General features: G+C 67.4%; 17 protein-coding genes. 11 read left to right on the top strand and 6 right to left on the bottom strand.

Going from position 1 to position 17,612, the window contains the following annotated elements; genetic code table 11:
- Positions 1-4 precede the first annotated feature (4 nt).
- The 4 genes from puuE to ACFW0H_RS26755 form a co-directional block, all read right to left on the bottom strand.
- Positions 5-928, bottom strand: a complete 924-nt coding sequence (puuE, locus tag ACFW0H_RS26770) for an allantoinase PuuE (RefSeq protein WP_422916875.1) — start codon at positions 926-928, stop codon at positions 5-7.
- On the bottom strand, positions 928-1,797 hold the full coding sequence (locus tag ACFW0H_RS26765) for a GNAT family N-acetyltransferase (RefSeq protein ID WP_422916874.1): 870 nt from the start codon (positions 1,795-1,797) through the stop codon (positions 928-930). The genes puuE and ACFW0H_RS26765 overlap by 1 nt, the downstream gene beginning before the upstream one ends.
- An 80-nt stretch (positions 1,798-1,877) precedes the next feature.
- Complete coding sequence (locus tag ACFW0H_RS26760) at positions 1,878-2,279, bottom strand: hypothetical protein (protein ID WP_422916873.1); 402 nt, start codon at positions 2,277-2,279, stop codon at positions 1,878-1,880.
- Between the two features lie 36 nt (positions 2,280-2,315).
- Positions 2,316-3,113 (bottom strand): alpha/beta fold hydrolase, encoded by a 798-nt coding sequence (locus tag ACFW0H_RS26755; RefSeq protein WP_422916872.1) that lies wholly within the window; start codon positions 3,111-3,113, stop codon positions 2,316-2,318.
- Between the two features lie 153 nt (positions 3,114-3,266).
- Here ACFW0H_RS26755 and ACFW0H_RS26750 point away from each other — a divergent pair, with 153 nt between their 5' ends.
- Positions 3,267-3,818 carry a cysteine hydrolase family protein gene (locus ACFW0H_RS26750; protein ID WP_422916871.1) on the top strand — a complete coding sequence of 184 codons (552 nt, stop codon included), beginning with the start codon at positions 3,267-3,269 and terminating at the stop codon, positions 3,816-3,818.
- A 590-nt stretch (positions 3,819-4,408) separates the two neighbouring features.
- On the top strand, positions 4,409-4,960 hold the full coding sequence (locus tag ACFW0H_RS26745; RefSeq protein ID WP_422916870.1) for a VOC family protein: 552 nt from the start codon (positions 4,409-4,411) through the stop codon (positions 4,958-4,960).
- Positions 4,961-5,009: 49 nt separating this feature from the next.
- On the opposite strand, the gene ACFW0H_RS26740 is transcribed toward ACFW0H_RS26745, so the two are convergent.
- The gene (locus ACFW0H_RS26740) at positions 5,010-6,974 is read right to left on the bottom strand and encodes a sigma-54-dependent Fis family transcriptional regulator (RefSeq protein ID WP_422916869.1); all 1,965 of its coding nucleotides are present in this window, start codon (positions 6,972-6,974) and stop codon (positions 5,010-5,012) included.
- Positions 6,975-7,306: 332 nt separating this feature from the next.
- Here ACFW0H_RS26740 and ACFW0H_RS26735 point away from each other — a divergent pair, with 332 nt between their 5' ends.
- The 9 genes from ACFW0H_RS26735 (at position 7,307) to ACFW0H_RS26695 (ending at position 15,712) form a co-directional block, all read left to right on the top strand.
- Positions 7,307-8,230, top strand: a complete 924-nt coding sequence (locus tag ACFW0H_RS26735) for a transporter (RefSeq protein ID WP_422916868.1) — start codon at positions 7,307-7,309, stop codon at positions 8,228-8,230.
- A gap of 446 nt (positions 8,231-8,676) precedes the next feature.
- Positions 8,677-9,195 carry a gluconate 2-dehydrogenase subunit 3 family protein gene (locus ACFW0H_RS26730; protein WP_422916867.1) on the top strand — a complete coding sequence of 173 codons (519 nt, stop codon included), beginning with the start codon at positions 8,677-8,679 and terminating at the stop codon, positions 9,193-9,195.
- A gap of 54 nt (positions 9,196-9,249) precedes the next feature.
- On the top strand, positions 9,250-10,830 hold the full coding sequence (locus ACFW0H_RS26725; RefSeq protein ID WP_422916866.1) for a GMC family oxidoreductase: 1,581 nt from the start codon (positions 9,250-9,252) through the stop codon (positions 10,828-10,830).
- Positions 10,831-10,842: 12 nt separating this feature from the next.
- A complete protein-coding gene (locus tag ACFW0H_RS26720; protein WP_422916865.1) occupies positions 10,843-11,832 on the top strand; it encodes a thiamine pyrophosphate-dependent dehydrogenase E1 component subunit alpha in 990 nt (329 codons plus the stop codon).
- Positions 11,833-11,888: 56 nt separating this feature from the next.
- Positions 11,889-12,968 (top strand): 2,3-butanediol dehydrogenase, encoded by a 1,080-nt coding sequence (locus tag ACFW0H_RS26715; RefSeq protein WP_422916895.1) that lies wholly within the window; start codon positions 11,889-11,891, stop codon positions 12,966-12,968.
- 24 nt (positions 12,969-12,992) lie between these two features.
- Positions 12,993-14,018, top strand: a complete 1,026-nt coding sequence (locus ACFW0H_RS26710) for an alpha-ketoacid dehydrogenase subunit beta (RefSeq protein ID WP_422916864.1) — start codon at positions 12,993-12,995, stop codon at positions 14,016-14,018.
- 3 nt (positions 14,019-14,021) lie between these two features.
- Positions 14,022-14,255 (top strand): lipoyl domain-containing protein, encoded by a 234-nt coding sequence (locus ACFW0H_RS26705; protein WP_280289698.1) that lies wholly within the window; start codon positions 14,022-14,024, stop codon positions 14,253-14,255.
- 3 nt (positions 14,256-14,258) lie between these two features.
- Positions 14,259-14,960: a 2-oxo acid dehydrogenase subunit E2 gene (locus ACFW0H_RS26700; protein ID WP_422916863.1), complete on the top strand. Its 702-nt coding sequence runs from the start codon at positions 14,259-14,261 to the stop codon at positions 14,958-14,960.
- On the top strand, positions 14,957-15,712 hold the full coding sequence (locus tag ACFW0H_RS26695; protein ID WP_422916862.1) for a lipoate--protein ligase family protein: 756 nt from the start codon (positions 14,957-14,959) through the stop codon (positions 15,710-15,712). Before ACFW0H_RS26700 ends, ACFW0H_RS26695 begins: the two co-directional genes overlap by 4 nt.
- Here the strand turns inward: ACFW0H_RS26695 and ACFW0H_RS26690 are convergent.
- Positions 15,655-17,556, bottom strand: a complete 1,902-nt coding sequence (locus ACFW0H_RS26690; RefSeq protein ID WP_422916861.1) for a potassium transporter Kup — start codon at positions 17,554-17,556, stop codon at positions 15,655-15,657. The genes ACFW0H_RS26695 and ACFW0H_RS26690 overlap by 58 nt on opposite strands.
- Positions 17,557-17,612: the final 56 nt, after the last annotated feature.

The raw sequence follows: 17,612 nt of genomic DNA, 5'->3' as shown, positions 1-17,612 counted from the left end.
AGCGCTAAGGCGGGCTGCCCCCGGGGCGGCCCGCCTCATATCCATGCTCGGCGATCCAGTGCCGGGCGATCTCTTCCCGCCGACAGACCCACACCCCCTCATGCCGCTCGACATGGTCGAGGAAACGCGCCAGGGCCATGGCGCGGGCGGGGTGGCCGCTGATCCTGCCGTGCAGGCCGACGCTCATCATCCCGGGTTGCCGCGCACCTTCCCGCCACAGGCAATCGAAGGCGTCCTTGAGCAATTGGAAGAAATCCTCGCCCGAGGCGAAGCCGTGGGGCATCAGGTAGCGGGCGTCGTTGTTGACCAGGGTGTAGGGAATGATCAAGTGCGGCGGCGCGCCGGGCAGCCAATAGGGCAGGTCGTCGTTGTAGGCATCCGAACTGTAGAGGAAGCCGCCTTCCTCGCGCAGCAGGCGGCGGGTGTTCGGGCTTACGCGGCCGGTGTACCAGCCCAGCGGGCGCCGGCCACAGATGCGTTCGATCAGTTCGATGGTCAGGCGGATCTGGCGCCGTTCTTCGTCCTCGGGCATCTCGCGATGGTCCAGCCAGCGGTAACCGTGCCCGGCCACCTCATGGCCGGCGGCGCGCAGGGCGTGGCCGATCTGCGGCACCAGCTCCAGGGCCCGGCCGACGGCGAAGGCGGTCAGCGGCAGCCCGCGTTCGTCGAACAGGTCGAGAATGCGCCAGACGCCGGCACGGGAACCGTATTCGTAGAGGCCTTCGACGCTCAGGTCACGCTCCCCGACACGGGGCGAACGGCCCGGCAGTTCGTGCAGATAGGCCTCCGATTGAGCATCGCCATTGAGCACGCAGGACTCGGCGCCTTCTTCGATGTTGAGCACGAACTGCACCGCCACCCGTGCATCCCCCGGCCAGCGCGGGTGGGGCGGCTTGCCGCCGTAGCCGAGCAGGTCGCGCTCGACCATCAGCCCAGCTCGAAGGTGGTGACGCCGAAAATGCGCTGCTCGGCGACCGGGGGCAGGGCGCCGAGGTACATCCGCGCGCAGCCGAAGACTTCGCTCATGCCGTGTCGGCGCACCAGTTCCATCGCCGTGGGGTTGTTCTCCGGGGCGTCGAGAAACAATGGCCCGCCTGCGGCGAACCCGGCCAGTTGCACATAGAGCGCCTCGGCCGCGGCGGCGTCGTCGGCGAACAGCGGCCCGACTTTGCAGCCCTCCAGGCAACGCCGCACCACACCGTAGCCGCTCAGCCGGCCCCGGCGCAGGCAGCCCAGGGCGAGGGCATCGGGCTGGGCTATCCAGCCCTGCAGGAAGGCCGGGCGCATGGCCGGGAAGCAGGTGCGGTCGTAGGCCAGGACCTCGTCGAAGCGAACGTGCTCCAGCGGGACCACCTCTTCATCCGCTGCCGGCGGCAGCGCTCGCTCGGGAAGCTCGACGCGAAAACGCAGGTTGCGATGGGAAAACACGAAGCCGCCCTTGGCGTAGTAGTCCTGCATGGTGAACACGCCGTCCATGCCGATGCTCGCGCCTGGCCGCAGGCGGCCGAGCAGGCGGTCGCGGCGCGCGTGCCAGAGGGTGTTGCCGAGGCCGCGACCACGGAACTCGGGGCGGACGATGAAGAACCCCATGAAGCCGAACTCGTCGTAGTAGGCGGTGATGGCGCCGCCGCCGATCAGCTCGCCACCGAGGTCCGCCGCGATGAAGGCTTCGGGGTCGGTCGCCCAGAACAGTCCGGCGTCGTGCAGGCCGGGGTTCCAGCCTTCGAGCGCCGCCCAGCCCACCAACTGGTCCAGTTCGGCGCGGGTCATGTTGCGGATCACCAGCGGCTCGGGCATCAGGGGGCACTCCTCGGCCTGGGGCGGACGCTATGGGTATAGCGCCCCGCGCGGATTCGGGCCAGGCCGCCGGGCGGGGCTCAGGCGTCGCGCAGCAGGTCGTGGGCGTCCAGCAGGCGATAGGCGATCTCCGGGTGCTTCTCCAGCCCCCGGCGAATGGCCGCCGGGATCGACTGGCGGGTTTTGCGGCAGAGGCCGGGCAGATCGTCGATGCGGATATCGATGCCGCGCATGCTGCGCACCTCGTTGTGGCCCGGAGCGATGTGCAGACGCAGCCCGAGCTGCTCGAACATGCGCCGCTGCATATGCTCCAGGTCGGCAAGGCTCTGGATGTTCTCCAGCCGCGCCAGCAGGCGCTGCTCTTCCTGACGGGTCAGCATCAGGATGCGCAGGTCAGCGCCGGGGGTTTCCAGCAGCGCGTCGCGCCTGCAATCGCAAGCACCGGGCGGGCAGGGTTGGCGGGTGGGCAATGAGGGCGTCATGGGCCTTGAGCATAGCGAGCCGAAGGGCGGCGCGCATCAGCGGAGCAGTTCGGCCACGGCCTGGAGCACGACATCCGCCTTTTCACGGTGAGGGACGTGGCCGCATTCGCCGATCAGCAGGACCCGCGAGGGGCCGTCGGTGAGCTGGGCGATCCGCTGCGGATGCAGGGCGGAACCGAATTCGTCCAGGTCGCCATGCATGGCCAGCACCGGGCAGTCCAGGCGCTCGATCCCGGCTGCCAGGCTCCAGTCGGCAAAGGCCGGCGACAGCCAGGTTTCGGTCCAGGCCTCCAGCACCCAGCGGGCCTTGTCGCCGTGGTATTTGGCCAGGCGCTCCAGTTGACCGTCCTGCTGGAAACCCCGTTTGGCCTCGCGGATGCCGGCCAGGGTGCGGTCTTCGACGAAGGCCTGGGCCGACTCGGTGATCAGCGCCTGGCAGTGTTGCCGATGGCGCGCTGCGCAGTGGGTGGCCATGCCGCCACCGACGCTGTGGCCGAAGGCGATGAATTCGCCGATGCCGAGGGCGTCCTTCACGGCCGGAAAATCGTGCTCGGCTTCATCACCGACGAAACCGAAGGACAGCAGGCCCGGATGCGGGTCCGAGCGGCCGAAACCCAGGCGGTCGTAGGCCACCACCGCCTTGCCGGTGATCGCGGCGAGCTTGGCGGGGAATTCGCGCCACAGTTCCACGCAGCCGAGGGAGTCGTGGAACAGGACGATGGGAACCTCGTCGAAGGACGGGCTCAGGTGATCGGGGCTCCAGATACGCGTGAAGAGCCGGCCATGAAGGCTGGGGATCCGGAGGTCCTGAGTGTGGTGGCTGGGGCTCGGCACGGGTTGCTCCAGGGCAAGGGTGGGGTGCACAGGCTGCCAGAAAATGCCGGCGATGGCAGCCCCGGGCAGGGTGCGCAGCAGGGCCGCTGCGGCAGAATCTGGCGTTGGCCGGCGCGTCGACCTAAGCTGGGTGCTTTCTCCAGGGAAGACCCCATGAACACTGCTCTTATGATCATCGATGTCCAGCGCGCCATCAGCGTCGGCGAATACGCCGCCTTCGAGATCCAGCGGGTGATCGAGACGATCAACCGCATCGGCAGCGCGGCTCGGGCCGCCGGCCTGCCGGTGTTTCTGATCCAGCACGAGGAGGAGGACGGCGAGTTCCGCTTCGGCAGCGAAAGCTGGCAGCTCGCCGACGATCTGGCGGTCGTGCCGGGGGACATCCGGCTGCGCAAGACCACTCCCGACTCCTTCCATCGGACCGAATTGCAGCAGGCCCTGCAGGCGCGTGGCATCGAGCGCCTGATCATCTGCGGTCTGCAGACCGATTTCTGCGTCGACACCAGCGTGCGCCGCGCCCTGGCGCTGGGTTACCAGGTGGCACTGGTGGAGGACGCCCACTCGACCCTGGACAATGGCGTGCTCAACGCCGCGCAGATCATCGCCCACCACAACAGGGTGCTCGGCAGCATGTCGAGTTTCGGCGTTCGGGCCCGGGTGATTCCCGCCACGGCGGTGATCGAGGGTATCGCCCAGGGCCGCTGAGGCCCGGCGCTGCCCGGGCCGAACGGGCAGCCCGCATCCGCAGGCGACGGCTAAAAAGGCTGGCACGGGCTGGGCGCAAGAGCACAGTCTCCGTGCCAGCCAACGCTCGTCGGATTGAGCAATTTGAGCATGTACCGCCGCCCGTCATGAATGCGCTCCGTTCATCTTCGCTATCGACCCACCCGGCGGCTCGCGGGGCTAGCGGCCTGCCTGTGGCCAAGGTCGTGTAAAAGCGAAGAAACAACCTGCTGCGTGTACGCCCCTACAGAGCTCGGAGGCACCGGCGAGAGTCACCCCTCTCCACTTCAGGGGTGAAGAGGCACGCTTTCGGAAGCGCCGCTTCCGGTGCCGATGAGCGCCTGAGCGCGAAGCGATCGGGCCGGGGGTGAGGGTTGTGTCAGGCGGGCTCGATGCCCAGGGCTTGGCCTGTAACGCCTTACACCTGTAAAGCGCGTTACAGAATGGAGAGCCGCTTGCGCCAGGAGCACCGTGGAAATCAGGGGCCCGGGTTTTGGCATCCATCCTGCTGAGTCGGTTTCGGGACGTGTCCCGCACGCCCCGAACCCGAACAACAACAAGCGAGAAAATCCATGACCCAAGACCACATCCCGAGCGGCGCGCTTCCGGGTATGCGCGGCATGCAGCACATCGGCATCACCGTTCCCGACCTGGGCGAAGCCGTCGCCTTCTTCGTCGAGGTGCTCGGCTGCGAACCCTACTTCAACTTCGGTGAGTTCCGTTTCGACGACGACTGGATGGAGCGCCATCTCAACGTGCATCCACGGGCGACCATCCGCGATTTCCAGATGCTTCGCTGTGGCAACGGGACCAACCTGGAAGTCTTCGAGTACCAGGCCCCGGACCAGAACCGCCGGCTTCCGCGCAACAGCGATGTCGGCGGGCACCACCTGGCGTTCTACGTCGATGACATGGAGGCCGCCGTGGACTACCTCAAGTCCCGCGGCGTCCAGGTACTGGACAGCCCGTCGAGCTTTGCCGAAGGGCCCGCGAAGGGGCTGACCTGGGTCTATTTCCTGGCGCCCTGGGGGCTGCAGCTGGAGCTGGTGAGCTTCCCCGGCGGGATGGGCTACGAGCAGGGTCTGGCACGCCTCTTGTGGGACCCGCGCAGCCCCGAGCGCTGAGTTGCCGGCAGCGCCCGAGCCGGCCCGATGGCCGCCGGGCGCTTTCCAGTCAGAGGTCCTGGGCGTTCGGCGGGACGATGCCGTAGAGCTTCATCCAGCGATACAGCGTCGGCCGGGACATGCCCAGCTCACGGGCCGCGGCGCTGACATTCCAGCGTTGGCGCCGCAGGCTTTCCTCCAGCTCGCGCGCGTGGCTGGTCTGCTCCTGGGGCGGAGCGGGCCGGGCCGGCTGCCGCGGGTTGACGCTGGGCAGGCACTCTTCCGGCAGGTCATTGACGGTGATCTCGTCCGTCTCGGCCGTGGCCAGGGCGTACTGCAGGGCATTGCGCAGTTCGCGGATATTGCCTGGCCAGGCATAGCCGAGGAGGGCGCTCATGGCGTCGCCGCGAATTCGCGCAGGACGTTGGCGCTGGTCGCTGAGCGCCTTGAAGATGCGTTCGATCAGGTAAGCCTTGTCGGCACGTTCGCGCAGGGGCGGCAGGCGCAGGATGGCGCCGTTGAGGCGGTAGTAGAGGTCCTCGCGGAATTGCCCCGCCTCGATCAGCTGGCGCAGTTCCCGGTGGCTCGCGGCGACCACGCGGATGTCCACCTTGATCGGTTTCTCACCCCCCAGGGGCATCACTTCCTGTTCGGCCAGCACCCGTAGCAACCGCGTCTGCAGGTGCAGGGGCATGTCGCCGATCTCGTCGAGGAACAGGGTGCCGCCATCGGCCTGCTGGATCAGGCCGCGCATGCCCTTGCTGCGTGCGCCGGTGAAGGTGCCGGGCTGGTAGCCGAACAGTTCGCTCTCGATCAGCGACTCCGGCATCGCCGCGCAGTTGATGGCGACGAAGGGCGCCTTGCGCCGGTTGCTGCTGTCGTGCAAGGCCCTGGCCAGGCGCTCCTTGCCGGTGCCGGTCTCGCCGTTGAGCAGCACGTTCAGCGGCTCGCTGCACAGGCGCTTGGCGCGGGCGAGCATCTTGCGCATGGCCGGATCGTCGTCCGCCAACTCGTCCAGCGGGCAGCGTTGCTGTTCGGTCTTTTGCGCCTGCGGGGCCAGGGGCGCGCGGCTCGGCTCCATCAGGGCGGCGAAGAACAGCGCGTTCTGCCGATGGGTGCGGAAGGCCCGCACCTGGTCGGGGCTGGCCAGCGGGATGCTGAAGATATCGTCCGGGACGCAATCGAACAGGTCCTGGACGCCGATCCGCCGAGCCAGCGCCGAAGGCCGCTCCGGCAGCTGCAGGCCGCAGTCGGCGAGCAAGCTCCGGGCGGCGGTGTTGGCGGCCAGCAGGCTGCCGTCGCCGGCCAGCGCGAGCAGGTACTGGCGGTTGATCAGGACGAACTCGCGGGAACGGTCGAAGCAGAGGATATGGCTGTCGCGGTAGCGGCGCAGGAAGTAGGCGTCTTCGATCATGCGCGCGTATTGCTTGACCAGTTGCAGGGCGAATTGCTGGGAGTCCTTCGACGGCGGCGAGTTCAGCGCCGAAATGTCCAGCACCGCCAGCAGCTGGCCGTGGGGATTGAAGATGGGCACCGCGGTGCAGGTGAGCGCGGTGTGGTGGGCGCTGAAGTGGTCATGGTGATGACAGGTCAGCGGCTGCTGTTCCTTGATGCAGGTGCCCACGGCGCAGGTGCCGGCATGGTCTTCGCTCCAGTCGGCGCCCAGGTAGAGACCCGTCTTGCGGTGGGCCGCCTCGTCCAGCGGGTCGCCGAGGAATTGCACGGTGATGCCGCGGTTGTCGGTCAGCAGGATCACGTAGCCCAGCTCGGCGATATGCCGGTAGAGCTGCTCGACGCCGGCGCGGGCGACGTTGATCAGCTCGTCGGCCTGGTCCTGGTGTTCGCGCAGTACCTGGCGCGGAACGTAGCGGGGCGGGGCGGGCTTGGCCGGGTCCAGGCCGTAGTCCTGGATGCAGCGCTTCCAGGAGCGGGTGATGATGGCTTCGCGACTGGCGCCGGGCTGCGCGGCGGCGGCATCGGCGGCATAGGACAGCACGGTGTCGATGTGCAGGCTCGAAGTGGAGATGGTGCTCATGCAGCCTCCTCGGATATCGGGCGACCGGGCTCGAATCCGCAGTGACGATCTTGTTCTTGTTCGGCGGCAGCACCTGGCGGAGCGGGCTGGCACGTTGGCCTACACCTTACGAGTTTAGGTCGGTGGCGTCACCTGCCCGATGGTTGTAAGGGCGGCCCCGGACCGGGCTTACACCTGTAAGGGGCAGTGGGCAGTGCGACGCATCGCCGAGATGGCAATTTAATTTTGAAAATCATGCGCTTGCAGCGTCGTGGCAGGTGCTGGCACGCATCCTGCGCCAGCGGCATCCGGCCCCCTTCGCGGGGTAGAACAACAAGAATCGAGGATGCGAGATGCTGCCTGTCCATCAAAATGCCGAGATCAACGGCCCACTCACCATCGACAACCGCACCTGGACCGCCGCCTGGGGGATCGCCCTGGTGGCCGGCTGTCTTTCATTGGCCCGCCCGGCCCACGGGCTGGACCTGGATGCCGGGGACTACGTGGCGGCCCCGGCCGGCACCACCCTGGGCCTGCTTTACCTGCAAGGCGCAGAGCGCGACCGCTTGTACCGCGCCGGACACAGCCAACCCAATGCGCCGGGGCTGGACTCGGAAATCGGCATACTGCGCCTGGTCCACTATGCCGACCTCGGCGGCTTCCGCGTCGCGCCCCAGGTGCTGTTGCCATTCGGCCGCCTGGATGGCCGCCGGGGCCTGGGGGACGCCACCGGCCTGGCCGACCCGATCCTGGCCATGCCCCTCTGGCTGATCAACGAGCCGGAGCGTCGCCGTTATCTCGGCATCACGCCCTATCTGTTCCTGCCCTTGGGCGGGTACGACGCCGATGACGACCTCAACCTGGGCGAGAACCGCTGGAAGCTGAACCTGCAGGCCGCCTACGTTACCGGGCTGACCGAAAACCTGGCCCTGGACCTGGCGGCGGACGTGATGTTCTACGGGCGCAACAACCATTACGGCAGTGGCCGCTGGACCCAGCGGCAGAAGCCCAGCTACCAGTACCAGGGATTCCTGCGTTACCAGCTGACCCCGCAGGCGGACCTGCGTGCCGGCCTGTCCTGGCTCGATGGCGGCGCAAGCCGCGTCGACGATCTCCAACTGGACGACCGCCAGGAGACCGGCAAGTGGAACCTGGGGTTCTCCTGGTTCTTCCTGCCGAAAACGCAACTGGCCGCCACCTATGGGCGGGACTTCGCGGTGGAGAACGGCTTTCGTGAGGAGCACAGGCTGAACATTCGCCTGATGCAGGTGTTCTGAGCGGTCTGGACGGTCCGCTGCTTGGGGCCTTCGGGCCCCTTTTTTGTAGTCGGGTAGTTCGTCACTCGTAGGATGGGTCGGGCGGCCTTCCGCGAGCAGAGCGATACCCATCAGCGCCGGGGAATCGATGGGTATCGCTTCGCTCCACCCATCCTACAAAAGCGCACAAACCACTCAGGTTTCAAGCAGGCCTTTACGGATGTAAAGCCCTTGTACGGAACCCTTACAAGTGTAAAGCGCACGCTTTACAGGCTGGCGCCCAATCATCACCGGCCGTTAAAGATAATTCCTTCAAAAACAATGCCTTGAGAATGTATTTCGGCGTTGGCACACAAGCTGCTCCCTGGCTATCGAGGGGCCGAAAAGGCACCCGGACAAATAACAACAACGTCGGCCACACCTGTTCCCACCTTGCAGGCGTGCCGGCAACAGCCTGGAGTTCTGCCATGCATGACTCATCGCCCATGGGCACCGCGCTCAGCCGCAGGCGCTTCCTCAGCCTGTCGGGCCAGTCCGCCCTGATCCTCGGCGCCAGCGCCGCCACCAGCCAGCTCATTCCCGTTACAGCCATCGCCGATGACCTGTTGCCGCAGCTGCCCGCCGGGCTGCTGCGCGTGGGCCGCGACATCTTCCCCCACGACCGCCTGGGCGATGCGCCCTACGCCAAGCCGCTGTTCGAGCTGGCCGGCAAGCAGCCGGAGCTGGTCCGCGACGGCCTCAAGGCCCTGCAGGCCCGTGCCCACGCCGTGCATGGCCGCGCTTTCGAGGAGATCGCCAGCGAGGACGACCGCGTCGCCCTGCTGCGAGAGATCGAGACCACGCCTTTCTTCCGCGAAACCCGCAGCGCCCTGATGTTCGGCCTCTACGACAACAAGGTGCTGTTCCCGCTGTTCGGCTACGAGGGCTCGTCGGTGGAGAAGGGCGGCTACATCGCCCGCGGCTTCAACGACCTCGACTGGCTCTGAGCCGTCGCTTCCTTCGCGGCTCCATCGATTCCAACAACAATGAGGGTTAACCCCATGGCAGCGAAATTCTCCCAGGACGACGGCGACGTCGTCGTCATCATCGGCTCGGGCGCCGGCGGCGGCACCCTGGCCCATGCCCTGGCCCGGCAAGGCATCCGCGTGGTGGTGCTGGAGGCCGGCAAGCGTTACGAGATGTCCGACATCGAGAACGATGAGTGGGCCATGTTCAACAAGATCTCCTGGCTCGACAAACGCATCGCCACCGGTGGCTGGGACGTGGCCCGCAACCACCCGAACCTGCCGGCCTGGATCGTCAAGGCAGTGGGTGGCAGTTCGGTGCACTGGGCTGGCGTGGCCCTGCGCTTTCGCGACTTCGAGTTCCGCATGCGCACCGAGAATGGCGACATCAAGGGCGCCAATATGCTCGACTGGCCGCTCAGCTACGCGGAGCTGGAGCCCTGGTACGTCAAGGCCGAGAAGCACATGGGCGTGACCGGTCCGAGCACCGGCATGCCGTACCACCAGTGGCACAACTCCTTCAAGGTGCTGGCCACCGGCGCCCAGCGTGTCGGCTACAAGGAAATCCAGTCCGGCCCGATGGCGATCAACACCCAGCCCTATGACAGCCGGCCCGGCTGCATGCAGATCGGCTTCTGCATGCAGGGCTGCCGCATCGGCGCCAAGTGGTCGACCCTCTACACCGACATCCCCCGCGCCGAGGCCACCGGCAACTGCGAGGTGCGCCCGCAGAGCATGGCCCTGCGCATCGAGCACGACGCCCGTGGCCGGGTCAGCGGCGTGGTCTACGCCGACGCCCAGGGCCGCCAGCAGCGGCAGAAGGCGCGGGTGGTGTGCGTGGCCGGCAACTCCATTGAATCGCCGCGCCTGTTGCTCAACTCCGAGTCCTCGATGTTCAAGGACGGCCTGGCCAACTCCTCCGGCCAGGTGGGGCGCAATTACATGTGCCACACCACCGCCGGCATCTACGCGGTGCTGCCCAAGCCGGTGCACATGTATCGCGGCACCACCTGCGCCGGGATCATCTCCGACGAGTCCTACAACGACACCTCGCGGGGCTTCGTCGGCGGTTACCGGCTGGAAATCCTCTCCCTCGGGCTGCCGTTCATGTCCGCCTTCCTCGACCCGACGCCCCAGGGCTGGGGCCGCGCCCTCACCTCGAAGCTGGAGCGCTACGACCACATGTCCGGCGTCTGGCTGTGTGGCGAGGACCTGCCCATGGAGAGCAACCGCATCACCTTGCACGGCACCGAGAAGGACCAGTACGGCCTGCCGATCCCGGTGGTGCACAAGGATGACCACGCCTTCGACAACGCCATGCGCGACCACGGCGTGGCGCAGACCCGCAAGTGCTACGAGGCGGTGGGCGCCACCGAGGTGATCCGCCTGCCGTCCTACCCGGCCAGCCACAACATGGGCACCAACCGCATGAGCGCCAAGGCCGCTGACGGCGTGGTGAACAAGTGGGGGCAGAGCCATGACATCCCCAACCTGTTCGTCTCCGACGGCAGCCAGTTCACCACCAGCGGCGGGCAGAACCCGACCCTGACCATCGTCGCCCTGGCCCTGCGCCAGGCCGAGCACATCGGCTCGCTGATCAACCAGCGCGCCCTCTGAGGAGCCGACCACATGACCACCCCCAGCAACGCCCAGCGCCTCTGGATGTTCGAGCAGATGCTCGTCAGCCGCTACCTGGAAGAGTCCATCGAACGCATCTACATGGAAGGCAAGACCCCGGTCTTCAACATGGCCAACGGTCCCATCCCCGGCGAGATGCACCTGTCCAATGGCCAGGAGCCCTGCGCCGTGGGCGTCTGCGCCCACCTCGAAGCCGGGGACATCGTCACCGCCACCCACCGTCCCCACCACATAGCCGTGGCCAAGGGCGTGGATCTGGACGAGATGGTCGCCGAGATCTTCGGCAAGAAGACCGGCCTGTCCGGCGGTCGCGGCGGCCACATGCACCTGTTCGATGCGCGGGTGAACTTCTCCTGCTCCGGCATCATCGCCCAGGGCATGGGCCCGGCAGTCGGCGCCGCGCTGTCGCGCCAGCTGCAGGGCAAGCCCGGCGTCGCCGTGGCGTACCTGGGCGAGGGCGCGGCGAACCAGGGCGCCTTCCACGAGACCCTGAACCTCGCCGCGCTGTGGAAGCTGCCGGTGGTCTTCGTGATCGAGGACAACGCCTGGGGCATCTCGGTGGCCAAGGCCGCCTCCACCGCCATCGAGCGCAACTACCTGCGCGCCGCCGCCTACGGCATGCCCGGGGTGTTCGTCCCGGGCAACGACCCCGACGCCATCTTCGCCGCCGCTGCCGAGGCCATCGCCCGTGCCCGCGCCGGCGATGGCCCGAGCCTGATCGAGATCGAGACCCACCGCCTGGCCGGTCACTTCATGGGCGATGGCGAGACCTATCGCCCGGCCGGCGAGAAGGAAGCCCTGCGGGCCAAGGACCCGATCCCGGTCTACCGCCAGCGGCTGCTGGAACTGGGCGTGGCGGACGAGGTGACCCTCGCCGGCATCGACGAGCGTGCCCGTGGCCAGGTCGACGCCGCCGTGCAATTCGCCCGCGAGAGTGACTACCCGGCACCGGAAGAAGCCCTGGACATGGTGTTCGTGTGAACGGAACCCGGCACAACAACGACAACAAGGAAACCGACATGTACCGACAACCGACCATGAAAGCCGCGGTCTGGCACGGCCGCCGAGATATCCGTCTGCAGGACGTCGCCCGCCCGCCGCAACCGCCAGCGGGCTGGGTGCAGATCCGCGTCGAGTGGTGTGGCATCTGCGGCTCGGACCTGCACGAATACCTGGCCGGGCCGGTATTCATCCCCACCGACAGCGCCCATCCGCTCACCGGCCTGAAGGGCCAGTGCATCCTCGGCCACGAGTTCTGCGGCGAGATCGTCGCCCTGGGCGAGGGTGTCGGCGACTACGCCGTGGGCGAACGGGTGGCCGCCGACGCCTGCCAGCATTGCGGCAAGTGCTGGTTCTGCCGGCAGGGCCAGTACAACCTCTGCGAGAACCTCGCCTTCACCGGGCTGATGAACAACGGCGCCTTCGCCGAACTGGTCAACGTCCCGGCCAACCTGCTGTACCGCCTGCCAGAAGGCTTCCCCACCGAGGCCGGCGCGCTGATCGAACCCCTGGCGGTCGGCATGCATGCGGTGAAGAAGGCCGGCAGCCTGCTGGGCCAGACCGTGGTGGTGGTCGGCGCCGGGACCATCGGCCTGTGCACCATCATGTGTGCCCGCGCCGCCGGTGCCGCACGGATCATCGCCCTGGAAATGTCCACGGCGCGCAAGGCCAAGGCCCTGGAAGTGGGCGCGACCGAGGTCATCGATCCCAGCCAGTGCGATGCCGTCGCCACCCTGCGCGAGCTGACCGGGGGCTACGGCGCGGCGGTGTCCTTCGAGTGCATCGGCCACAAGGCCACCGCCAAGCTGGCCATCGACGTCATCCGCAAGGGCGGGCGCTGCGTGATGGTGGGCATCTTCGAGGAACCCAGCGAATTCAACTTCTTCGAGATAGTCGCCACCGAGAAACAGGTTATCGGTGCGCTGGCCTACAACGGCGAGTTCGCCGATGTGATCGCGCTGATCGCCGACGGCCGCCTGGACGTCACCCCGCTGATCACCGGGCGGATCGAGCTGGAACACATCCTCGAACGGGGCTTCGAGGAGCTGGTGAACAACAAGGACCAGAACGTGAAGATCATCGTCAGGCCGAGCGCGCCTGCCGCTGCCCGTCACTGATCCCATAGACGGAGGAATTGAGAAATGTCCGCAGCGATCAAAGAACGCAAACTCACCATCGCCCGCGCCATGGCCGAGGCGGTAGCCCAGGAAATGCGCCTCGACCCCCGCGTCTTCGTGATGGGCGAGGACATCGGCCAGCTCGGCGGGGTGTTCGGCAACACCCGCGGCCTGCACGAAGAGTTCGGCAGCGCGCGTATCCGCGACACGCCGATTTCGGAAACCGCCTTCATCGGTGCCGCCGTGGGCGCGGCTTCCGACGGCATGCGGCCGATCGTCGAACTGATGTTCGTCGACTTCTTCGGCGTGTGCATGGACGCCATCTACAACCTGATGGCGAAGAACACCTACTTCTCCGGCGGCAAGGTCAGCGTACCGATGGTGCTGATGGCCTCCACTGGCGCTGGCTACTCCGACGCCGGCCAGCACTCCCAATGCCTCTACGGCACCTTCGCCCACCTGCCGGGCATGAAGGTGGTGGTACCGAGCAACGCCTATGACGCCAAGGGCCTGATGACCGCCGCCATCCGCGACGACAATCCGGTGGTCTACCTGTTCCACAAGGCCCTGCAGGGCATGGGCTGGCTCGGCACCGAGAAGGGCGCCACCGTGGCCGTGCCGGAAGACCCCTACGTGGTGGAGATAGGCAAGGCGAAGACCGTGCGCGAGGGCCGCGATGTCAGCATCGTCAGCCTCGGCGCCGGCGTGCACCACGCCCTGCGTGCGGCCCAGCAACTGGAGCAGCAGGGCGTCAGCGCCGAAGTGGTGGACCTGCGCAGCCTGGTGCCGCTGGACCGCGAGCACGTCATCGAATCGGTACGCAAGACCGGCCGGCTGATCGTGGTCGACGAGGACTACCACAGCTTCGGCGTGAGCGGCGAAATCATCGCCAGCGTCGTCGAGCACGATATCCGCATGCTCAAGGCGCGCCCGCAGCGGGTGGCCTTCCCGGATATCCCGATTCCCTTCACCCCGCCCATGGAGCAGTGGGCGCTGCCTTCGGCGGCGAAAATCGTCGCCGCCTACCAGAACCTGAAGAACGAGGAGTAAGCCATGTCCACCCCCATCCTGATCGCCGACGACCTCTGGGAAGGCGATGCCGAAGCCGTGATCACCTCCTGGCTGGTGAGCGATGGCGCCGAGGTCGCCCAGGGCGACCTGGTGGCCGAGATCATGTCCGAGAAGGCGCAGTTCGAGATCGAGGCGCCGGCTTCCGGCGTGCTGAAGATTCTCGAAGAAGAAGACGCGGTGGTCGCCAAGGGCGCGACCATCGCCCGTGTGGAGTGAACCATGGGCCAGATGCAGACACCGCCCCCCGGTAGCAGCACGCTGCCGCTCAAGGGCATGCGCAAGATGATCGCGGCGAAGATGAGCGAAAGCCTGCAGACCGCCGCGCAGCTCACCCACCACGCCGAGTGCGAACTGACCGCGCTCCAGGCCCGCCGCGCCGCGCTGAAGGCGGCCGGCGGCCAGGCCTCGCTGCAGGACCTGCTGCTGCACCTGATCATCGCCACCCTCAAGGACCATCCGGCGCTCAACGCCACCCTGGAGGACAACCAGATCACCCGCCATGGCGTGGTGCACCTGGGGCTGGCCATCCCGTTGCCGGATGACCTGCTGGTGGCGCCCGCGCTGTTCGACGCCGACCAGCTCGACCCCGAGGGGCTGGCCGCCGCGCGCCGGGCCCTGGTGGAGAAGGCCCAGGCCGGCAAGTTGTCGGTGAAGGAGCTGACCGGCGCGACGATCACGGTTTCCAACCTGGGGCTCTCGCGGGTGCGCTTCTTCACCCCCATCCTCAACGTGCCGCAGGTGGCCATCATCGGCATCGGCGGCACCCAGCGGCGCCTGCAACGGGCTGCCGATGGCAGCCTGGTGGAGCGGGAGTTCATGGGCCTGTCGCTGACCTTCGACCACCGCGCGGTGAACGGCGCCCCGGCGGCGGACTTCCTCGACGACCTGTGCCGGCGGATCGAGGGAGGCGAGCCCTCATGAACCCGGTCTGGCGCCTCAGTGTCGAGGCCGGCCTGGAGGCCGAGCGGCAGCTTCTGGATCGCGTACACGCGGGCGAGGAAGAGTGGGGCGTGCTGTTCTGGCGCCCCTCCGACTTCGCCCTGGTGATGCCGCGCCGCCTGAGCCGGCTGCCGGGTTTCCTCGCTGCCGACATCGGTTGCGCGGCTCTCGGCTGGCCCATCGCCCTGCGCGACACCGGGGGCGAGCCGGTGCCGCAGTCGCCGGCCGTGCTCAATGTGGCCCTGGCCTACGCCGTGCCGGCACAAGAGGATGAGCAGGGGCGGATCGAAGCCGCCTACCTGCGCCTGTGCGAGCCGATCTGCCAGTGGTTGCGCGGGCTGGGCCTGGTCCCCGGCCTGGGCGAGGTGCCGGGCGCCTTCTGCGACGGCCGCTTCAACGTCACCCTGGGCCGGCGCAAGCTGGTGGGCACCGCCCAGCGCTGGCGTCGGCGGGTGGCCGACGGGCGCCTGGTGGTGCTGGTGCACGGGGCCATCCTGCTGGAGGATCAGCGCAGCATCATGGTCGAGGCGGTCAATCGCTTCTACCAGGGCTGCGGGCTGGAGCAGCGTTGCCTGGCCACCAGCCATGTGGCGCTGGAGGAGTGGATAACGCCGGTCTGGCCGGCGCTGGAAGGCCTGGGCAGCCGGTTCGTCGAGCCCTGGCCTTCAGGCGTCCCTCAGATTTCCACCTGCGTGCCCAGTTCGATCACCCGGTTAACTGGCAGCTGGAAGTAACGCATGCTGCTGTTGGCGTTCTTGTGCAGGAAGGCGAACAGGCCTTCGCGCCAGAGCGCCATGCCGAGCCGCTTGCTGGGGATCACCGTTTCCCGGCTGAGGAAGTAGGTGGTGCGCATGGGGGCGAGGTCCAGGCCGTCGACACGGCATTGCTGGAGCGCCTCCGGCACATTGGGTTCTTCCATGAAACCGAAGTGCAGCAGCACGCGGAAGAAGCCGTCGCCGTAGGGGGTCACTTCCAGGCGCTGCTCATCGGTGATGCGCGGCGTATCCCGGGTCACCACCGTCAGCAACAGCACCTGCTCGTGCAGTACCTGGTTGTGCAGCATGTTGTGCAGCAGGGCATGGGGCACCGCATCGGGGCTGGCGCTGAGGAAGACCGCCGTGCCGTCGACGCGGTGGGGCGGCTGCAGGCTGATGCTGTCGAGGAAGATGCGCAGGGGCAGGGCGGTTTCGTCCAGGCGCTCGATGAGGATCTTCTTGCCGCTCTTCCAGGTGGTCATCATCACGAAGAGGATCACCCCGGCGATCACCGGGAAGGCGCCACCCTGGAAGATCTTCGGTACGTTCGCCGAGAAGAACAGCCCGTCCACCACGAGGAAGCCCAGCAGCAGCGGAATCGCCAGCCAGCGCGGGGCCTTCCACAGCAACAGCATCACTGCCGAGACCAGCAGGGTGTCGATCAGCATGGTGGTGGTCACCGCCACGCCATAGGCCGCGGCCAGGGCGCTGGAGGAGCCGAAGCCGATCACCAGCAGGACCACGCAGGTCATCAGCGCCCAGTTCACCACGCCGATGTAGATCTGCCCCTGGGCGGCGCTGGAGGTGTGCTGGACCTGCATACGCGGGATGTAGCCCAGTTGAATGGCCTGCTGGCTCAGGGAGAAGGCGCCGGAGATCACCGCCTGGGAGGCGATGATGGTGGACAGGGTGGCCAGGCCGATCATCGGCAGCAGCGCCCATTCGGGGGCGAGCAGGTAGAAGGGGTTGCGCGCGGCCGCCGGGTTCTGCAGCAGCAGCGCGCCCTGGCCGAAGTAGTTCAGTACCAGGCCGGGCAGCACCAGGGAGAACCAGGCCCGGGCGATGGGGGTACGGCCAAAGTGGCCCATGTCGGCATACAGGGCTTCGGCGCCGGTCAGGGCCAGCACCACCGCACCGAGTATGGTCACGCCGATGCCCGGATGGGCCAGGAAGAAGTTCGCTGCCCACCAGGGGTTGATCGCCTGCAGCACCTCGGGGCGCTGGGAGATGCCGTAGACGCCGAGCACGCCCAGCACCACGAACCAGAGCACCATCACCGGGCCGAAGATGATGCCGATGCGCGCCGTGCCGTGCTTCTGCAGCAGGAACAGGCCGATCAGCAGCACTACCGTGATCGGCACGACCCAGTGGCCGACGCCGGGCAGGGCGACATCCAGGCCCTCGACGGCAGAGAGCACCGAAATCGCCGGGGTGATCATGCTGTCGCCATAGAACAGTGCGGTACCGAACAGCCCGAACAGCACCAGCGCCCCACTGAGCCTCGGGTATGCGGCAGTGGCGCGGCGCGCCAGGGCGGTCAGCGCCATCACGCCGCCTTCGCCGCCGTTGTCCGCGCGCAGCATGAAGGTCACGTACTTCAGCGACACGATCCAGAGCAGCGACCAGAGCACCAGGGAGAGGGTCCCGAGAACGCCCTCGGGGTTGACCTGCACACCATAGTGGCCGCCGAACACCTCCTTGAGGGTATACAGCGGGCTGGTGCCGATATCGCCATAGACCACGCCGACGGCCGCCACGAGCAGGCCGAAGGACGAGGGACGGGCGTGAGAATGGGCCTGGGGCTCCAGGGTTCCAGAACTCATCGATTCACTCCTGGGATGAGGGGGTGGCGCTGGGCGCATCGGGGCGGTCGCGACGT

It is taken from the genome of Metapseudomonas cellulosilytica (genome assembly GCF_049334135.1).
Taxonomy (GTDB): Bacteria; Pseudomonadota; Gammaproteobacteria; order Pseudomonadales; family Pseudomonadaceae; genus Metapseudomonas.
This window is presented reverse-complemented; position numbering and strand designations above follow the sequence as displayed.

What these genes read in the sequence shown, in the direction of transcription:
- puuE (WP_422916875.1), bottom strand. Translation starts at nt 928, where the DNA reads ATGGTCGAGCGCGACCTGCTCGGCTACGGCGGCAAGCCGCCCCACCCG.
- ACFW0H_RS26765 (WP_422916874.1), bottom strand. Translation starts at nt 1,797, where the DNA reads ATGCCCGAGCCGCTGGTGATCCGCAACATGACCCGCGCCGAACTGGAC.
- ACFW0H_RS26760 (WP_422916873.1), bottom strand. Translation starts at nt 2,279, where the DNA reads ATGACGCCCTCATTGCCCACCCGCCAACCCTGCCCGCCCGGTGCTTGC.
- ACFW0H_RS26750 (WP_422916871.1), top strand. Translation starts at nt 3,267, where the DNA reads ATGAACACTGCTCTTATGATCATCGATGTCCAGCGCGCCATCAGCGTC.
- ACFW0H_RS26745 (WP_422916870.1), top strand. Translation starts at nt 4,409, where the DNA reads ATGACCCAAGACCACATCCCGAGCGGCGCGCTTCCGGGTATGCGCGGC.
- ACFW0H_RS26740 (WP_422916869.1), bottom strand. Translation starts at nt 6,974, where the DNA reads ATGAGCACCATCTCCACTTCGAGCCTGCACATCGACACCGTGCTGTCC.
- ACFW0H_RS26735 (WP_422916868.1), top strand. Translation starts at nt 7,307, where the DNA reads ATGCTGCCTGTCCATCAAAATGCCGAGATCAACGGCCCACTCACCATC.
- ACFW0H_RS26730 (WP_422916867.1), top strand. Translation starts at nt 8,677, where the DNA reads ATGCATGACTCATCGCCCATGGGCACCGCGCTCAGCCGCAGGCGCTTC.
- ACFW0H_RS26725 (WP_422916866.1), top strand. Translation starts at nt 9,250, where the DNA reads ATGGCAGCGAAATTCTCCCAGGACGACGGCGACGTCGTCGTCATCATC.
- ACFW0H_RS26720 (WP_422916865.1), top strand. Translation starts at nt 10,843, where the DNA reads ATGACCACCCCCAGCAACGCCCAGCGCCTCTGGATGTTCGAGCAGATG.
- ACFW0H_RS26715 (WP_422916895.1), top strand. Translation starts at nt 11,889, where the DNA reads ATGAAAGCCGCGGTCTGGCACGGCCGCCGAGATATCCGTCTGCAGGAC.
- ACFW0H_RS26710 (WP_422916864.1), top strand. Translation starts at nt 12,993, where the DNA reads ATGTCCGCAGCGATCAAAGAACGCAAACTCACCATCGCCCGCGCCATG.
- ACFW0H_RS26705 (WP_280289698.1), top strand. Translation starts at nt 14,022, where the DNA reads ATGTCCACCCCCATCCTGATCGCCGACGACCTCTGGGAAGGCGATGCC.
- ACFW0H_RS26700 (WP_422916863.1), top strand. Translation starts at nt 14,259, where the DNA reads ATGGGCCAGATGCAGACACCGCCCCCCGGTAGCAGCACGCTGCCGCTC.
- ACFW0H_RS26695 (WP_422916862.1), top strand. Translation starts at nt 14,957, where the DNA reads ATGAACCCGGTCTGGCGCCTCAGTGTCGAGGCCGGCCTGGAGGCCGAG.
- ACFW0H_RS26690 (WP_422916861.1), bottom strand. Translation starts at nt 17,556, where the DNA reads ATGAGTTCTGGAACCCTGGAGCCCCAGGCCCATTCTCACGCCCGTCCC.